Origin of the sequence: Burkholderia anthinoferrum (assembly GCF_002925705.1) — a bacterium.
GTDB lineage: Bacteria > Pseudomonadota > Gammaproteobacteria > Burkholderiales > Burkholderiaceae > Burkholderia > Burkholderia semiarida.
In genome coordinates, this window is record NZ_LFZP01000032.1 from 1 (window position 1) to 14,684 (window position 14,684).

At 65.6% G+C, this 14,684-nt stretch carries 16 protein-coding genes and 1 pseudogene; 10 read left to right on the plus strand and 7 right to left on the minus strand.

Annotated features, from left to right (window positions below; genetic code table 11):
* The 3 genes and pseudogenes from C5F75_RS09380 to phaR all read left to right on the plus strand — a co-directional run.
* Positions 1-150, plus strand: a pseudogene (locus C5F75_RS09380) (acetyl-CoA C-acetyltransferase); the annotation flags it as partial.
* A gap of 190 nt (positions 151-340) precedes the next feature.
* Positions 341-1,081: a 3-ketoacyl-ACP reductase gene (locus C5F75_RS09385; protein WP_059583517.1), complete on the plus strand. Its 741-nt coding sequence runs from the start codon at positions 341-343 to the stop codon at positions 1,079-1,081.
* Between the two features lie 118 nt (positions 1,082-1,199).
* A complete protein-coding gene (gene phaR / locus C5F75_RS09390; protein WP_006485265.1) occupies positions 1,200-1,766 on the plus strand; it encodes a polyhydroxyalkanoate synthesis repressor PhaR in 567 nt (188 codons plus the stop codon).
* Between the two features lie 232 nt (positions 1,767-1,998).
* On the opposite strand, the gene C5F75_RS09395 is transcribed toward phaR, so the two are convergent.
* From C5F75_RS09395 to C5F75_RS09405, 3 genes are all read right to left on the minus strand, one after another.
* Positions 1,999-2,274: a hypothetical protein gene (locus C5F75_RS09395; RefSeq protein ID WP_081059350.1), complete on the minus strand. Its 276-nt coding sequence runs from the start codon at positions 2,272-2,274 to the stop codon at positions 1,999-2,001.
* Positions 2,275-3,107: 833 nt separating this feature from the next.
* Positions 3,108-3,362, minus strand: coding sequence for a hypothetical protein (locus C5F75_RS09400; protein ID WP_059583515.1), 255 nt, complete (start codon positions 3,360-3,362; stop codon positions 3,108-3,110).
* A 376-nt stretch (positions 3,363-3,738) separates the two neighbouring features.
* A complete protein-coding gene (locus tag C5F75_RS09405; protein ID WP_059583513.1) occupies positions 3,739-4,317 on the minus strand; it encodes an inclusion body family protein in 579 nt (192 codons plus the stop codon).
* A gap of 59 nt (positions 4,318-4,376) precedes the next feature.
* Here C5F75_RS09405 and C5F75_RS36250 point away from each other — a divergent pair, with 59 nt between their 5' ends.
* From C5F75_RS36250 to C5F75_RS09425, 5 genes are all read left to right on the plus strand, one after another.
* Positions 4,377-4,646: a hypothetical protein gene (locus C5F75_RS36250; protein ID WP_146075193.1), complete on the plus strand. Its 270-nt coding sequence runs from the start codon at positions 4,377-4,379 to the stop codon at positions 4,644-4,646.
* A gap of 189 nt (positions 4,647-4,835) precedes the next feature.
* The gene (gene rimO, locus C5F75_RS09410) at positions 4,836-6,197 is read left to right on the plus strand and encodes a 30S ribosomal protein S12 methylthiotransferase RimO (protein ID WP_059583511.1); all 1,362 of its coding nucleotides are present in this window, start codon (positions 4,836-4,838) and stop codon (positions 6,195-6,197) included.
* A 3-nt stretch (positions 6,198-6,200) separates the two neighbouring features.
* Positions 6,201-7,127 (plus strand): sugar kinase, encoded by a 927-nt coding sequence (locus C5F75_RS09415; protein WP_059583510.1) that lies wholly within the window; start codon positions 6,201-6,203, stop codon positions 7,125-7,127.
* Positions 7,128-7,246: 119 nt separating this feature from the next.
* Complete coding sequence (locus C5F75_RS09420; protein ID WP_059583507.1) at positions 7,247-7,789, plus strand: hypothetical protein; 543 nt, start codon at positions 7,247-7,249, stop codon at positions 7,787-7,789.
* Positions 7,790-7,901: 112 nt separating this feature from the next.
* Positions 7,902-9,083 (plus strand): cystathionine beta-lyase, encoded by a 1,182-nt coding sequence (locus C5F75_RS09425; protein WP_059583506.1) that lies wholly within the window; start codon positions 7,902-7,904, stop codon positions 9,081-9,083.
* Between the two features lie 87 nt (positions 9,084-9,170).
* Here C5F75_RS09425 and serB read toward each other — a convergent pair whose 3' ends face one another.
* Positions 9,171-10,016: a phosphoserine phosphatase SerB gene (serB, locus tag C5F75_RS09430; protein WP_059583505.1), complete on the minus strand. Its 846-nt coding sequence runs from the start codon at positions 10,014-10,016 to the stop codon at positions 9,171-9,173.
* Positions 10,017-10,185: 169 nt separating this feature from the next.
* Positions 10,186-11,124 carry a LysR family transcriptional regulator gene (locus C5F75_RS09435; RefSeq protein ID WP_059583504.1) on the minus strand — a complete coding sequence of 313 codons (939 nt, stop codon included), beginning with the start codon at positions 11,122-11,124 and terminating at the stop codon, positions 10,186-10,188.
* Between the two features lie 126 nt (positions 11,125-11,250).
* Between C5F75_RS09435 and C5F75_RS09440 the strand changes: the two genes are divergently transcribed.
* Together C5F75_RS09440 and C5F75_RS09445 are read left to right on the plus strand one after the other, a co-directional pair.
* Positions 11,251-12,267: a zinc-binding alcohol dehydrogenase family protein gene (locus C5F75_RS09440; RefSeq protein WP_104012119.1), complete on the plus strand. Its 1,017-nt coding sequence runs from the start codon at positions 11,251-11,253 to the stop codon at positions 12,265-12,267.
* A 161-nt stretch (positions 12,268-12,428) separates the two neighbouring features.
* Positions 12,429-12,980: a DUF6013 family protein gene (locus C5F75_RS09445; protein ID WP_059583526.1), complete on the plus strand. Its 552-nt coding sequence runs from the start codon at positions 12,429-12,431 to the stop codon at positions 12,978-12,980.
* Positions 12,981-13,135: 155 nt separating this feature from the next.
* Here C5F75_RS09445 and C5F75_RS09450 read toward each other — a convergent pair whose 3' ends face one another.
* Positions 13,136-13,939, minus strand: coding sequence for an ABC transporter permease (locus C5F75_RS09450; RefSeq protein ID WP_059583499.1), 804 nt, complete (start codon positions 13,937-13,939; stop codon positions 13,136-13,138).
* Complete coding sequence (locus C5F75_RS09455; RefSeq protein WP_059583498.1) at positions 13,936-14,637, minus strand: ABC transporter ATP-binding protein; 702 nt, start codon at positions 14,635-14,637, stop codon at positions 13,936-13,938. The genes C5F75_RS09450 and C5F75_RS09455 overlap by 4 nt, the downstream gene beginning before the upstream one ends.
* Between the last annotated feature and the right edge of the window lie 47 nt (positions 14,638-14,684).

The window sequence follows — 14,684 nt, forward strand, 5'->3', positions numbered from 1 at the left end:
ATCGCGATCGGCCACCCGATCGGCGCGTCGGGCTGCCGGATCCTGGTGACGCTGCTGCACGAGATGGCCAAGCGCGACGCGAAGCGCGGGCTGGCGTCGCTGTGCATCGGCGGCGGGATGGGCGTCGCGCTCGCGGTCGAGCGTCCGTGACCGGCCGTCCGTGACCAGCCGTCCGTAACCGGCCGTCCGTAACCGGCCGTCCGTAACCGGCCGTCCGTAACCAGCCGTTCGCCATCGGCGAACCGAATCCGTGCGCCGGCCGATTGCGGCTTCGGCCGGCGTCACGTGAAGTCAGAGGGGGCTCCGGCAGCTCTCGAAACCAAAAAATGGAGTGAGATTTATGTCTCAGCGAATTGCGTACGTAACCGGCGGGATGGGCGGCATCGGCACCAGCATCTGCCAGCGTCTGTCGAAGGACGGCTTCAAGGTGGTGGCAGGTTGCGGCCCGAACTCGCCGCGCCGGGTGAAATGGCTCGAGGACCAGAAGGCGCTCGGGTACGACTTCATCGCGTCGGAAGGCAACGTCGGCGACTGGGACTCGACCAAGGCAGCATTCGACAAGGTGAAGGCCGAAGTCGGCGAGATCGACGTGCTGGTCAACAACGCGGGCATCACGCGCGACGTCGTGTTCCGCAAGATGACGCATGAAGACTGGACGGCGGTGATCGACACGAACCTGACGAGCCTGTTCAACGTGACGAAGCAGGTGATCGACGGGATGGTCGAACGTGGCTGGGGCCGCATCATCAACATTTCGTCGGTGAACGGCCAGAAGGGGCAATTCGGTCAGACGAACTACTCGACCGCGAAGGCCGGCATTCACGGCTTCACGATGTCGCTCGCACAGGAAGTCGCGACGAAGGGCGTGACGGTCAACACCGTGTCGCCGGGCTACATCGGTACCGACATGGTGAAGGCGATCCGTCCGGACGTGCTCGAGAAGATCGTTGCGACGATTCCGGTGCGGCGTCTCGGGGGGCCGGAGGAAATCGGTTCGATCGTCGCGTGGCTCGCGTCGAACGATTCCGGCTTCGCGACGGGCGCCGACTTCTCGCTGAACGGCGGCCTGCACATGGGCTGAGCGTCCGGGCCGCGCGGGCGGATGGTCGCGCGGCCGGGCGTTTTCCGAAGGCCCCCGCCTCCCGGATTCGGGCGGCGGGGATTCGTCACTTGCGCTACGCTGCACTCAAAGGCGTTACATGACTACTACAAAGAAGACGGCCGAACGGCTCATCAAGAAGTATCCGAACCGCCGGCTCTACGATACCGAGACAAGCACGTACATTACGCTGACCGACGTGAAGCAGCTCGTGCTGGAGCAGGAGGATTTCAAGGTCGTCGATGCGAAATCCAACGAAGACCTGACGCGCAGCATCCTCCTGCAGATCATCCTCGAAGAGGAAAGCGGTGGCGTGCCGATGTTCTCGTCGTCGATGCTGTCGCAGATCATCCGTTTCTACGGTCATGCGATGCAGGGCATGATGGGCACGTACCTGGAAAAGAACATCCAGGCGTTCATCGACATCCAGAACAAGCTCGCGGATCAATCGAAGAACCTGTACGAAGGGAACGCGATGAATCCGGAAGTCTGGTCGCAGTTCATGAACATGCAGGCGCCGATGATGCAAGGGATGATGACGAGCTACATCGAGCAGTCGAAGAACATGTTCGTGCAGATGCAGGAACAGATGCAGAACCAGGCGAAATCGATGTTCAGCACGTTCCCGTTCAAGCAGCCGGGAGCGTCGGAACCGGAGAAGAAGTAAGCGGCGATCCGGCGTGGGCGCGCAAAGTGTCGCGCCGGCATCGCGCGGGACGGCAACGGGCCGTTTCGCGGAACGATTGTCCGCACGGTGGCATTGCCCGCGAGTGCATGGGCGTTGTCGTACCGTGGCGCATCAGTGCAAATTAAAAAGGCCGACCGGCAAAGCCCGGTCGGCCGAATATCAGATAAAGCGCTGATTGTAAAAGATGCCGATGGCCGGATTTTCGGCCGGCTTATCGAACCGCGAAGCGGCTTGCCGCCGATCCGTTCGAGCAGTTGTTTCCGTAAATAAAGATATTTCTATTTTCGGAAAATGCCGAGTAGATGATCGGAAAAACTTCCTTTGCACTGAACGAATAAATGCCATCGTTGATGGATACGAGGAGATTGCCGCTCGTATCGGTTTCGATCTTGTCGATCTTGCCTGCCTTGCAAAGCGATTCCGCAGAGGCGTACGAGGATGCAGCAAGCATCATGGCCGAAACGAGGGCGGCCGCGAGTTTTCTCATGGTCTTTCCTTGGTGAATGGATGACTTGGTTGTGGTACGGGTAATGCGCGGTTCAGTGTTGCCAGGCTGAATAGGTGTCGAATATATTGGAGATTGATCGGGTGTTGGATGGGGGTGGCGGATTTGGAAATGATTTTTGTGGATTATTGACTATTTCAAAATATTTTTGTGAATTGTGTGTTGTGATGGTTTGCAAAGAATGCGGTGATTGGGTGGTCGTAAAAAATAAATTTATGGATTATTTCGAGTTGTGGTTTTGAGTCGTGGTGTGGTTTGGTGATTTTCATGTGGTTTGTTTTTCTATTTTTATTTTGTTGGTCGGATTTTTTGAATACGATTCATCGACAAACCCGAGGCCAGCGACGAGCGAGCCGCCGTGCCGGCCGATCGGTCGGGCAAGCGCTGATCGCGCTGGCGCGGGCCGAGCATCGGTGCTCGGGAAATAGACGGGCGGCCCGTTGGCGGGCTTCGACGTGAACGGCGACTTCGTACCGGGCGATGCGCGGGGTGCGCACGTTTCGTATGCGCGTTTCGGTACGCTACAGGCGATCGCGGGAAGAGTCGCCCGGCGGCGTGCTGCGACGCGCAGGCATGCGATAACGGTGGCGCACAGGCTGGGTGCGTGCGGGGACGGCCGATAGCGATAGTCGCGCGCCTGCGCCGACAACCGGCCGACCGCAACGCGACGTGGCGCTGTGGTCGATCGGCGATGGCGACGATGCGGTCTGGTTCAATCGGTGCTTGACGGCAGCAACGTATCCGGCGCGAGCATCGGAGCGAGTACGGGCCTGCTGCGGCGGATTTTTGGCGATTGCGTCACGGAACTGGAGGCGTCAAGATTCTGGATCGAACCCGTGTTCGTCATCCGACGGCGGTAGATCGAGAACGAGCTTGACCGCGCTGTAGTTCGCCTTGAGCGAGAACACGCGGCCGATCACGAGAAACGTCTGCCGGGAGTTTTCGAGCTCGACGAAGTCGCCCGGTTGCGGGACGTGCGCGCCCTGATCATACGAAAAGCTGGTGCTCGTTTGCTCGCCGATGGCTTCCGCCGCGTGCTCGGTGAATTCGATCGTGATGTGCGTGGTCATGCGAACCCCGTTGGGTCGATTGAAAAGGGTGGAGGGTTCGATTTTCGCATAGCGGCCGGCTGGGTTCGGGCCGATTTCGGTGTGGCATGTGGCGCCGATGGCGCGCCATGTCGCCTTTGCAGAAGGTGAAGCAGATCATCAGGCGGTGGCACGCATGAGAGAACAGGGTCGCCAGGAAGCGATGTATCCATGGCGCGTTAGCCGTTGTGCCGGGCAGAATCGCTCAGCGTGCTCGTCGCGCCACCGCCCGAATGTGGCGCGACGACACGCTGATGAATGGTTGCCGCCTGATCGGCGGTGTCGAGCGTGCCGGTCCCTGACAGGCGTGCCCACTCGACCGAAGCGAGCACGTGTCACGCAACGCGCACGCTTCGGCTCACAGCGCCAAGGTGGTGATCGTCGGATCCCATTCGTAGTAGCTATGGAACTTTTGCGTTTCCCCATCGGGCGCGAGCGTATACAACGCAAACCGGATCCAGAAACTCTCCGTTCCGTTTCCAATGACGCGCGTGTCGAAGAGCGAGAACGACCTCGGGACATGAATCGCATCAAGGCCGTCCTTCGTCTCCGGATTGGGCTCCGCGGCCCGCGCCAACGTATAGCCGCGGTGGGTCAGCCCGATTCCCGGGCGCAAATCCAATACGTTATCGCCGCTCTGATGGACAAGATCGTAGACAATGACGGCGTAGCGTGAATTGGTGTGAATCGTGGTTCCGGTAAAATTGACGGAATCGAACTTTTTTGCATAGAACTTGATATTCCATGCCCCTTGGTTTTCGGATGGGCGATAGGGGTCGTCGCATAGCAGGTACTGGTGATTGTGCCCGACCTGGACGGGGCGGCTTTTGTCGGACGACACTTTCCCATTCGCTTCTTCTATTACTTTTTCTGCATTAATAACCGAGAGTAACGTGATTTCCTGAATGCTGGCGTCAACGCTGGGTCCCTTGTACATTTCATTTCCTCGGTAAGTAGATGGTTCGCATTCCTGGTAGGCGCATATGGATTTGCGGCGTGCTGTTCGATGCTCACGCACGACAAACCGTACATGCTGGAAAACAGTCGATCCATTACAGCCAATTACGCGCGGACGGCATCGAAACGCAGCGCAATTACGAGAAGTCGAGGCGTCCCGATATTTCGACACATCGCCTTGTCGGCATAAACGGGAATGGCACCATCAGGAGCCGTGGTGTCGTGAAGATCTGGCCGAAGGTTTCGACCTCGCGCCAGCGCGCCCGGGGCCGGATAAAGCCCGCAATTTCGGTTTTCTGTCCCCATTAACACGCTTTGCCCGCGCCGTGAGGTGCGCGGGATGCGGACCGTCCGCCCCCCGACGCGATCGTCAATGACCGGCACGGAGCCGACGAGCACCCGGCATGGGCGCGCGCCGGCTAGCGCTGCGGGATTTTGCCTCGCGGTCCCTAAACGGCTGTAAACTCACGCTTTTGCCGCCACGCCCCCACACCCCAGATGTCTCAGTCCCCCAAAGTAGGTTTTGTCAGCCTCGGGTGCCCGAAAGCGCTCGTCGATTCCGAACAGATCATCACGCAACTGCGCGCCGAAGGTTACGAAATCTCCGGCAGCTACGACGGCGCCGACCTCGTCGTCGTGAACACCTGCGGCTTCATCGACGAAGCCGTGCAGGAAAGCCTCGACGCGATCGGCGAAGCGCTGACCGAAAACGGCAAGGTGATCGTCACCGGCTGCCTCGGCGCGAAGTCGAGCGCAAGCGGCTCGAACCTGATCGAGGAAGTCCACCCGAAGGTGCTCGCCGTCACCGGCCCGCACGCGGTGGGCGAAGTGATGCAGGCCGTGCATTCGCACCTGCCGAAGCCGCACGACCCGTTCGTCGACCTCGTGCCCGCGGCCGGCATCAAGCTCACGCCGCGTCACTACGCATACCTGAAGATCTCCGAAGGCTGCAACCACCGCTGCACGTTCTGCATCATCCCGTCGATGCGCGGCGACCTCGTCTCGCGCCCGGTCGCCGAAGTGATGCTCGAAGCCGAGAACCTGTTTAAGTCGGGCGTGAAGGAACTGCTCGTGATCTCGCAGGACACGAGCGCATACGGCGTCGACGTGAAGTACCGCACGGGCTTCTGGAACGGCAAGCCGATCAAGACGCGCATGACCGACCTGGTCGCCGCGCTCGGCGAACTCGCCGCGCAGTACGGCGCGTGGGTGCGCCTGCACTACGTGTACCCGTATCCGAGCGTCGACGAAGTGATTCCGCTGATGGCCGAAGGCCCGTTCAAGGGCCACGTGCTGCCGTATCTCGACGTGCCGTTCCAGCACGCGCACCCGGACGTGCTGAAGCGCATGAAGCGTCCGGCGAACGCGGAGAAGGTGCTCGAGCGCGTGCAGAAGTGGCGCGAGATCTGCCCGGACCTGACGATCCGCAGCACGTTCATCGCGGGCTTCCCCGGCGAGACGGAAGCGCAGTTCGAAACGCTGCTCGACTTCATCCGCGAAGCGGAACTCGATCGCGTCGGCTGTTTCGCGTATTCGCCCGTCGAAGGCGCGACCGCGAACGACCTCGATGGCGCGCTGCCGGACGAAGTCCGCGAGGAACGCCGCGCACGCTTCATGGAAGTCGCCGAGGAAGTATCGGCGAACCGCATGCAGCGCAAGGTCGGCAAGACGCTCAAGGTGCTGATCGATGAGGTGAGCGCAGAAGGCGGCATCGGCCGCACGGCAGCCGACGCGCCGGAAATCGACGGCGTCGTCTACGTCGAGCCGGCGGCGAAGGCATCGAAGCGCTACAAGGTCGGCGATTTCGTGTCCGTGAAGATCACGGGCGCCGACGGGCACGATCTGTGGGGCGAGGTGTAAGCGATGGCCGCCGCATTCCCGGAGATTCTCGCGCTCGGCGAGGCGATGATCGAATTCAACCAGTCGCGGCCGGGGCGTCCTGAATTCCTGCAGGGCTTCGGCGGCGATACGTCGAACTTCTGCATCGCGGCGGCGCGCCAGGGCGCGTCGACGGGCTTCGTGTCGGCGATCGGCGACGATCCGTTCGGCCGCCTGCTGGCCGACATGTGGGCGTCGGAGCGCGTCGACACGACGTACGTGCGGATCGACCGTTCGGCGCCGACCGGCGTGTATTTCGTCACGCATGGCGCCGACGGCCATCAGTTCGACTATCTGCGCGCGGGGTCGGCGGCGAGCCGCTACGCGACGGTCGACCTGCCGCTCGACGCGCTCGCGGCCGCGAAGGCCGTGCATTTGTCGGGTATCAGTCTTGCGATCAGCACGGCCGCGTGCGACGCGGCATTCGCGGCGATCGATCATGCGCGCAGCAACGGCGCGCAGGTCAGCTTCGACACGAACCTGCGGCTGAAGCTGTGGCCGCTGCCGCGTGCCCGCGCGGTGATGCGCGAGGCGCTGCGCCAGACGGACATCTGCCTGCCGAGCTGGGACGACGTCACGGCGCTCACGGGCGCGAACGATCGCGACGCGATCGTCGACGCGATGCTCGAACACGGGCCGCGGGTCGTCGCGCTGAAGCTCGGCAAGGAAGGCGCGTATGTCGCGACGCCGAACGAGCGGCGCGTCGTGCCGGGCTTCGCGGTCGAGGCCGTCGATGCGACCGGCGCGGGCGACTGCTTCGGCGGCGCGTTCGTCGCGCGGATCGTCGCGGGCGACGATCCGTTCGCGGCCGCGCGCTATGCCAACGCGGCGGCGGCGCTGTCGACGACCGGTTACGGCGCGGTCGCGCCGATTCCGCACCGCGATGCGGTGGAACGCCTGATGCAGGGCTGACGCGAAACGCGCAAGCCGGCGCATTGGCCGCGCCGGTTCGCGCGGCCGCGCAGGAACCGGGTCTCGACCCGGCACGGTCCGCGATTGCCGGGCCAATCTGAAGCAAGGAGCAACACAAGGTGGGTCGATATTCGGAATGGCAACGGGCGCTCGTCGTCGCGGGTGCGCTGGCAGCAGGCGTCGCGATGCCGACGGTGGTCGCGGCGCAGGCCGTCGTACCGGGCGTGCAGCAGGATGAACCGGCGCCGGCGCGGCCGCTGAAGCCGAATCCCGAGTTCGCCCGCCTGCCGCGCTACGAAGGCACGCTCGGCGATCGGCCGATCGTCGTGCATCTCGGCCCGAAGACGGACGAGGAAGGCGTGCACGGCGAATACCAGTTCGCCGACACGGGCGAGGTCGTGCTGCTCGCGGGCGACCGCGACGGCGATACGCTCGAGATCGAGGAGTCGAACGACGGCACGAACATCACCGGCGTGTGGATCGGCCGCTTCGACGCGACGGGCGACCTGAAGGCCGACCGGATGAATTCGGACGAATCGGACCCGCAGCCGGTCGTGCTGCGTCTGGCGCCGGGCAAGCGCGCGGCGCTGCAGGTGCGCGACGGCCGCGTGAACGAAATCGAGACGGTGGGCGGCATCGTCAACCTGCGTACCGACGACTGAGCGCGTGCTGGCTCGGTGTGCGCGGCGCGCATTGTACCGGGCCAAGCGTACCGATTTTGGCTACTCTAACGACATATTCCGCAACCGAACGGCCTCGTGCCCGGCCCCAGTCATGACTGCATCCACTCCCAAGCGCGCACTGCAAACCCGTATCGTTCAACCCGACGACGTCATTCCGGAAGGCTTCCGTTCGTTCGTGCCGCCGGTCGCGCGCGCGTCGACGGTCGTGTTCCCCGATCTCGCGACGATGCGCGCGCTGGTCTGGCACGACGACAACCAGTGGCGCTACGGGCTGCACGCGACGCCGACGTCGCTCGCGCTCGCGCAGCGGCTCGCCGAGATCGAAGGCGGCACGCACGCGCTGCTGCAGCCGTCGGGTCTCGCGGCGATCATGAACGTCTACTTCGGGATCGTGAAAGCGGGCGACGACGTGCTGATTCCGCATAACGTGTACGGCCCGAACGCCGATTTCGGCAACTGGCTCGCGAAGGATTTCGGCCTGACCGTGCGCTTCTACGATCCGCTGATCGGCGCCGGCATTGCCGGGCTGATCCAGCCGAACACGCGACTGATCTGGCTCGAGGCGCCCGGCTCGGTGACGATGGAAGTGCCCGACGTGCAGGCGATCACGGCGGCCGCGAAAGCGCGCGGCGTACTCACCGCGATCGACAACACCTTTTCGGCGGGGCTCGCGTTCAAGCCGTTCGAGCACGGCGTCGACATTTCGGTGCAGGCGCTGACGAAGTACCAGTCGGGCGGCAGCGACGTGCTGATGGGCGCGACGATCACCGCGAACGCGGAACTGCACGCGAAGCTGAAGCTCGCGCGGATGCGCTGCGGGATCGGCGTGTCGGTCGACGATTGCTCGCTCGTGCTGCGCAGCCTGCCGAGCATGCAGGTGCGCTTCGACGCGCACGGCAAGAGCGCGCTCGCGCTCGCGCAGTGGCTGAAGGCGCGGCCGGAGATCGCGGCGGTGCTGCATCCGCAGATCGCCGATTGCCCGGGGCACGCGTCGTTCATGCGTGATTTCACGGGCGCGGGCGGGCTGTTCTCGGTGGTGTTCGACGCGCGCTACAGCGCGGAGCAGGTCGACCGTTTCGTCGAGTCGCTCGAGCTGTTCGCGATCGGCTGGAGCTGGGGCGGCGCGTGCAGCCTCGCGATGCCTTACGACGTCGCGTCGATGCGTCCGGACTGGCCGCATCGCGGCACGCTGGTGCGTTTCTACGTCGGTCTGGAAGACGAAGCGGACCTGCGCGCGGACATCGAGCGCGCGATGCAGGCCGCACTCGGCTGATCGCACGCCGGCAACGTCCGGCACAAAAACAAAACGCCGGCGCGATGCGATATCGCGCCGGCGTTTTTCATTGACGGTGCGGCGGGATCAGAACAGTCGCAGCAGCCCGTCGAGGCCGACATGGTCGAATGCGACGGTGGCGGCATCGCGCACGACGGGCTTCGCGTGGAACGCGACCGACAGCCCGGCTTCGGCCATCATCTTCAGGTCGTTCGAGCCGTCGCCCATCGCGATCGCGCGGCTCGGCTCGAGGCCGAGCGATGCGCACGTCTCGCGCAGCAGACGCGCCTTCACGTCCGCGTTGACGATTTCGCCGAGCACCTTGCCGGTGAGCTTGCCGTCGACGATCTCGAGCGTGTTCGCATGCGCGTAGTCGAGGCCGAGGCGGGCTTTCAGCCGCTCGGTGAAGAACGTGAAGCCGCCCGACACGAGCAGCGTCTTCAGGCCGGCGGCCTTCACGCCAGCCAGCATCGTCTCGGCGCCCGGCGACAGTTGCAGCCGTTCTTCGTACACGCGCTCGAGCGCGTGCGCGTCGAGCCCGGCCAGCAGCGCGACACGGCGCGTGAGGCTTTCGTTGAAGTCGCGGATCTCGCCGCGCATCGCCGCTTCGGTGATCTCCGCGACCTGCGTTTTCAGCCCGCAGAAATCGGCGATCTCGTCGATGCACTCGATCGTGATCAGCGTCGAATCCATGTCCATCACCGCGAGCCCGAAATCGCCGAGCGTGCGGCCGGCCTCGACGAAGCCGAAGTCGAGCGCATGCGTGCCGCAGTACGCGTCGATGTCGAGGCGTTGCGCCGGGTTCGCGTTTTCGATGCGCAGCGCGTGATCGTCGGTCTGCACGACGCGGGTGCCGCGCGACAGCGCGAGCAGCGGTTTGTGATGGGCGTCCGACAGCGGCGCAAGACTCTGGATGACGAGATTGTGGGTCATGACGAGTGGTTGGGAGGCGAATGAATGACGTGCGCGGCCCGCGGGCGGCCGCCTGCGAACGCGGGCCCCGTGCGGCTGCGGGCCGTTGTGTCGCGAACGCGCCATTGTAGCCGGTTGGCCGCGCAGGGCGCCCGGCGCCGGAGCGAAACCGTGCGCGCAGCGGTGGCGCTCACCCGTTTGCGCGATCCCAGTACGGCGGATCGCCGAAATGCTCGGCCAGGAACGCGATGAACGCGAGCGTTTTCAGCGGCACGTGCGCGCGGCTCGGATAGACGGCCCAGATCGCGACGTCTTCCGCGAACGGGTAATCGTCGAGCACGGTGACGAGCGCGCCGCTCGCGAGCAGCGGGCCGACGTCCCAGGTCGACTTGATCGCGATCCCGAAGCCGTCGACGAGCGCTTCGCGGATCGCCTCGCCGTTGCTCGCGACGAGCCGGCCGCCGACCCGCACCGTGAGCGGGCCCTGCGGCGTCGCGAACGACCAGTCGCGCTGGTCGCCGAGGATCACGCACTCGTGCTGGGTCAGGTCGGCCGGATGGCGCGGCGTGCCGCGTTCGGCGAGGTAGGCGGGCGAGCAGCACAGCACGCGGCGGTTGACGGCGAGCTTGCGGGCGACGAGCGTCGAATCCTTCAGCGCGCCGAGGCGGATCGCGACGTCGTAGCCGTCGTCGACCAGATCGACGATCTCGTCGGACAGCCGCAGATCGAGCGATACGGACGGGTAGCGGCGCAGGAACGCCGGAATTACGGGCGCGACGTGCTGGCGGCCGAACGACGACGACATCGACACCTTCAGCCGCCCGTACGGCTCGCTGCGGCCGCGGCCGACCGATGCGCGCGCGGCGTCGGCGGCCGCCAGCAGCGCGTCGGCGCGCGCCATGAAGATTTCGCCGTCCTGCGTGAGGCTGATGCGGCGCGTGGTGCGATGCAGCAACCGCGCGCCGAGCTGGCGTTCGAGTTGCGCGATGCGCGCGCTGGCGACCGCGGCCGACACGCCGAATTCTCGGCCGGCCGCGCTGACGTTCGCGAGTAGCGCCGCGCGCACGAACAGCGCGACGTCGAGCAGGTCGAGCGGCTTGTCGGGCGCAGGCATCGGATCGGACGTCATTATTCTGAAATTCCTGAAAATGTTTCAGGAAATATAGCGGTTTTCTCGAATGATCGGGGTGGCTACGATGGCACGCATGGAGGTTGCGCCGCAGCCTGTCCGAATTCCGTTGAAAGGAGTATCGAAATGAAAGCCGTTGGATTGACCCGTTATCTGCCGATCGACGACCCGCAAGCGTTGCTCGACGTCGAACTGCCGCAGCCCGTGCCGGGCCCGCGCGATCTGCTCGTGAAGGTGGAGGCGATTTCCGTGAACCCGGTCGACACCAAGGTGCGCGCGCCGAAGCCGCAGGTCGAGGAGACGCCGCGCGTGCTCGGCTGGGATGCGGCCGGCATGGTCGTCGCGGTCGGCGCCGACGTCACGCTGTTCCGGCCCGGCGACGAAGTGTTCTACGCGGGCAGCATCACGCGGCCCGGCGCGAACAGCGAATTCCACGCGGTCGACGAGCGGATCGCCGCGCTGAAGCCGCGCACGCTCGACTTCGCGGCGGCGGCCGCGCTGCCGCTCACCGCGCTGACCGCGTGGGAAGCGCTGTTCGACCGGTTGCGCGTGTCGCCGCAGGGCGCGGACGCCGGCAAGTCGGTGCTGATCATCGGCGGCGCGGGCGGCGTGGGCTCGATCGCGATCCAGCTCGCGAAGACGCTCGGCAAGCTGCACGTGATCGCGACCGCGTCGCGGCCGGCGTCGGCGGAATGGGTGCGCGCGCTGGGCGCGGATGCGGTGGTCGACCATTTCGGCGACCTGCCGGCGCAGTTGCGCGAGCTCGGGCATCCGACGGTCGACTACGTGCTGATCTTCAACGATACCGACCATCATTTCCCGGCCGCGGCGGAAGTCATCCGGCCGCAGGGCGGCATTTGCACGATCGTCGAGAACGCGAAGCCGGTGCCGGTCGAATTGCTGAAGGCGAAGAGCGCCGCGTTTCATTGGGAATTCATGTTCACGCGCGCGATGTTCGAGACGCCGGACATGATCGAGCAGCACCGGATCCTCGGCGAAGTCGCGCGGCTCGTGGACGGCGGCACGCTGCGCACGACGCTCGGCGAACAGCTCGGCACGATCAACGCCGAGAACGTGCGGCGCGCGCATCGGATGCTCGAAGGCGGGCGCGCGATCGGCAAGCTCGTGCTGAGCGGGTTCTGAGCCGGGTACGCGCGATTAAGGTCGCGGCGCCGCGAACGCAAGCGGGGTAACACCCGATGCGTTTGCGGCGCATTGCGTCCCGCTTGGCGGTAGACTGGCAGCGCATCATGCATCTAAAACCGCGCGGCACGCGCGTGCCGCCGCATGACAAGGAGGTCAGCATGAGCCAACGCAGCTTGTCGGTCGCCGCATCGTGGTCGGTCGTGTTCGCGGCGGCGTGCGCCAGCGCGAGCGTATTCGCGGCGCCGCCGGTCAAGGGCAGCCTGAAGGGCGGCGGTACCGGACAGCTCGAATACACCGTCAAGGTCGACTCGAAGACCTTCGGCAACACGCAGGAGACCCGCAAGATTCGCTCGGGCGAGACGGACGATTTCAACTGGAAATCGGTGCCGCCGAGCGGCGCGGTCGCGATGCCGGATGGCTGCCCGAACGCCGACAACCTGCCGCGCGACGCGAACGGCGCGATGGTGCGGCAGACCCAGGTGCGGCTCGCGCCGTCGGTCGACGCGAAGGGCGTCGCCAACGTGCAGTTGAGTTTCCAGGCGGCCGCACCGAAAGGCGCGCGCAGCGTGACGGCCGGCGGCAAGTCGCTGCAGTGTCCCGACGTCGTGTCGGTGAGCCAGGTGAAGTGGGTGTCGATTCCCACCAACGGCGGGTCGAAGTCCGTGACGATGAGCGACGGAACCAAGGTGACGGTGTCGATCAAGCATTGAGCGGTGCGCGCGAGCCGGGGCCTCTTCGGTGCGCGCGCAACCGGTTCGATTGGCGTGACGAGCAGGGCGGCGCGCGAGCAAGTCGCGCCGTGCCGCCGTTGCAATGCGTCCTGCTGCCCGCTTCGCGGTACGGCTCGCGCCGTCGCCGCCGCGCGTCACTGCGTGCGCTCTTCGAGCCGCGACGCGAGAAAGCGGTGATCGGCCGAGAACAGCCGGCGATAGGTCATCAGCACCGCGCCGACGGTGCCGAGCGCGGACGCCGCGGCGATCAGGAACATGATCACGATCTGGTAGCGCACGGCCTGCAGCGGCGACTGGCCGGCGAGCACCTGGCCCGTCATCATCCCCGGCAGGCTCACGACGCCGACCACCGCCATCTGGTTCAGCGTCGGCAGCATGCCCGCGCGCACGGCCTGGCGTGCGGCGTCCTGCGCGGCTTCCCAGCGCGTCGCACCCAGCGCGAGCGCGGTTTCGACGCGATCGCGGCGCGCCGTGAGTTCTTCCATCATCCGCTCGACGCCGAGCGAGACGCCCGTCAGCGTATTGCCGAGAATCATCCCGAGGATCGGGATCGCATACTGCGGCGCGTACCACGGATGGATGCGGATCACGACGAACAGGCCGACCGCCGCGACGAACCAGCTGCTGAACCAGATCGACGCGATGCTGTCGACGCGCTGGCCGCGGTACGTGCGCTTGCCGCGCCCCGCGCCGGCGAAGCCGGCGATCAGCGTCATCAGCGCGGTGAGCGGCAGCACGACGTACCAGTGCGGATGACCGAACACCCAGCCGAGCACGTAGCCGATCGCCAGCAACTGCACCACGGTGCGCACCGCCGCGAGCGCGAGCTTGCGGCCGAGGCCGAGCGACAGCGCCGCCGAGATCGCGCCGTTGACGGCGACGAGCGCGGCGGCGATGCCGACGTCGACGAGGCTCAGATCCTGCAGTGCCGGACTCATTGCGCGGCCTCCGTCGGGTTGGCCGCGTGCAGGACGCCAGCCTGCATCACGAGTCGCATCGTGCCGATCCGCGCGGCCTGGGCCGGATCGTGCGAGATCCACATGTAGGCCCGTGCGTCGGGCGCCGCGTCGAACCACGCGCCGACGAGCGCCTCGATCGCGCGCGCCGATTCGGGATCGAGCGCGGAGGTCGGCTCGTCCAGCAGCAGGACGTCCGGGTCGAGCTGCAGCACGCGCAGCAGCGCGGTAATCTGCGCTTCGCCGCCGGACAGGTCGCTCGCGCGCTTGTCGAGAAAGTCGGCGCCGCGGCCGGCCTGCGCGGCGAGCGCTTCGGCGCGCGCGCGATCGAACGCGACGTCGCGATAGATCGCGAGCGAGTACGGGTAGCGCAATTGCGATTCGACGGTGCCGTCCATCTGCGCCGGGCGCTGGCGGACATAGGCGATGCTGCGCCGGTAACGCGGGATCGCACTGCGCCGGATCCGGCGGCCGCGCCACAGGAGGTGACCGCCGTCGAGCGGATCGAGCAGCGCGAGCGCGCGCAGCAGCACGCTCTTGCCCGACCCGGATGGTCCGGTGATAGCAATTCGCGATCCCGCGGCGAGGCAGAAATCGGTCGGGGCGAGCAGCGTCTTGCCGCTGCTGGCGTCGCGCCGCGTGATGTGCCGCGCGTCGATGAGGCCGGTGGGGGAGGTCATGTCAAAAATGAAAAAAAGCGTTAATGGCGCCGAAAGGCCGCCATCTC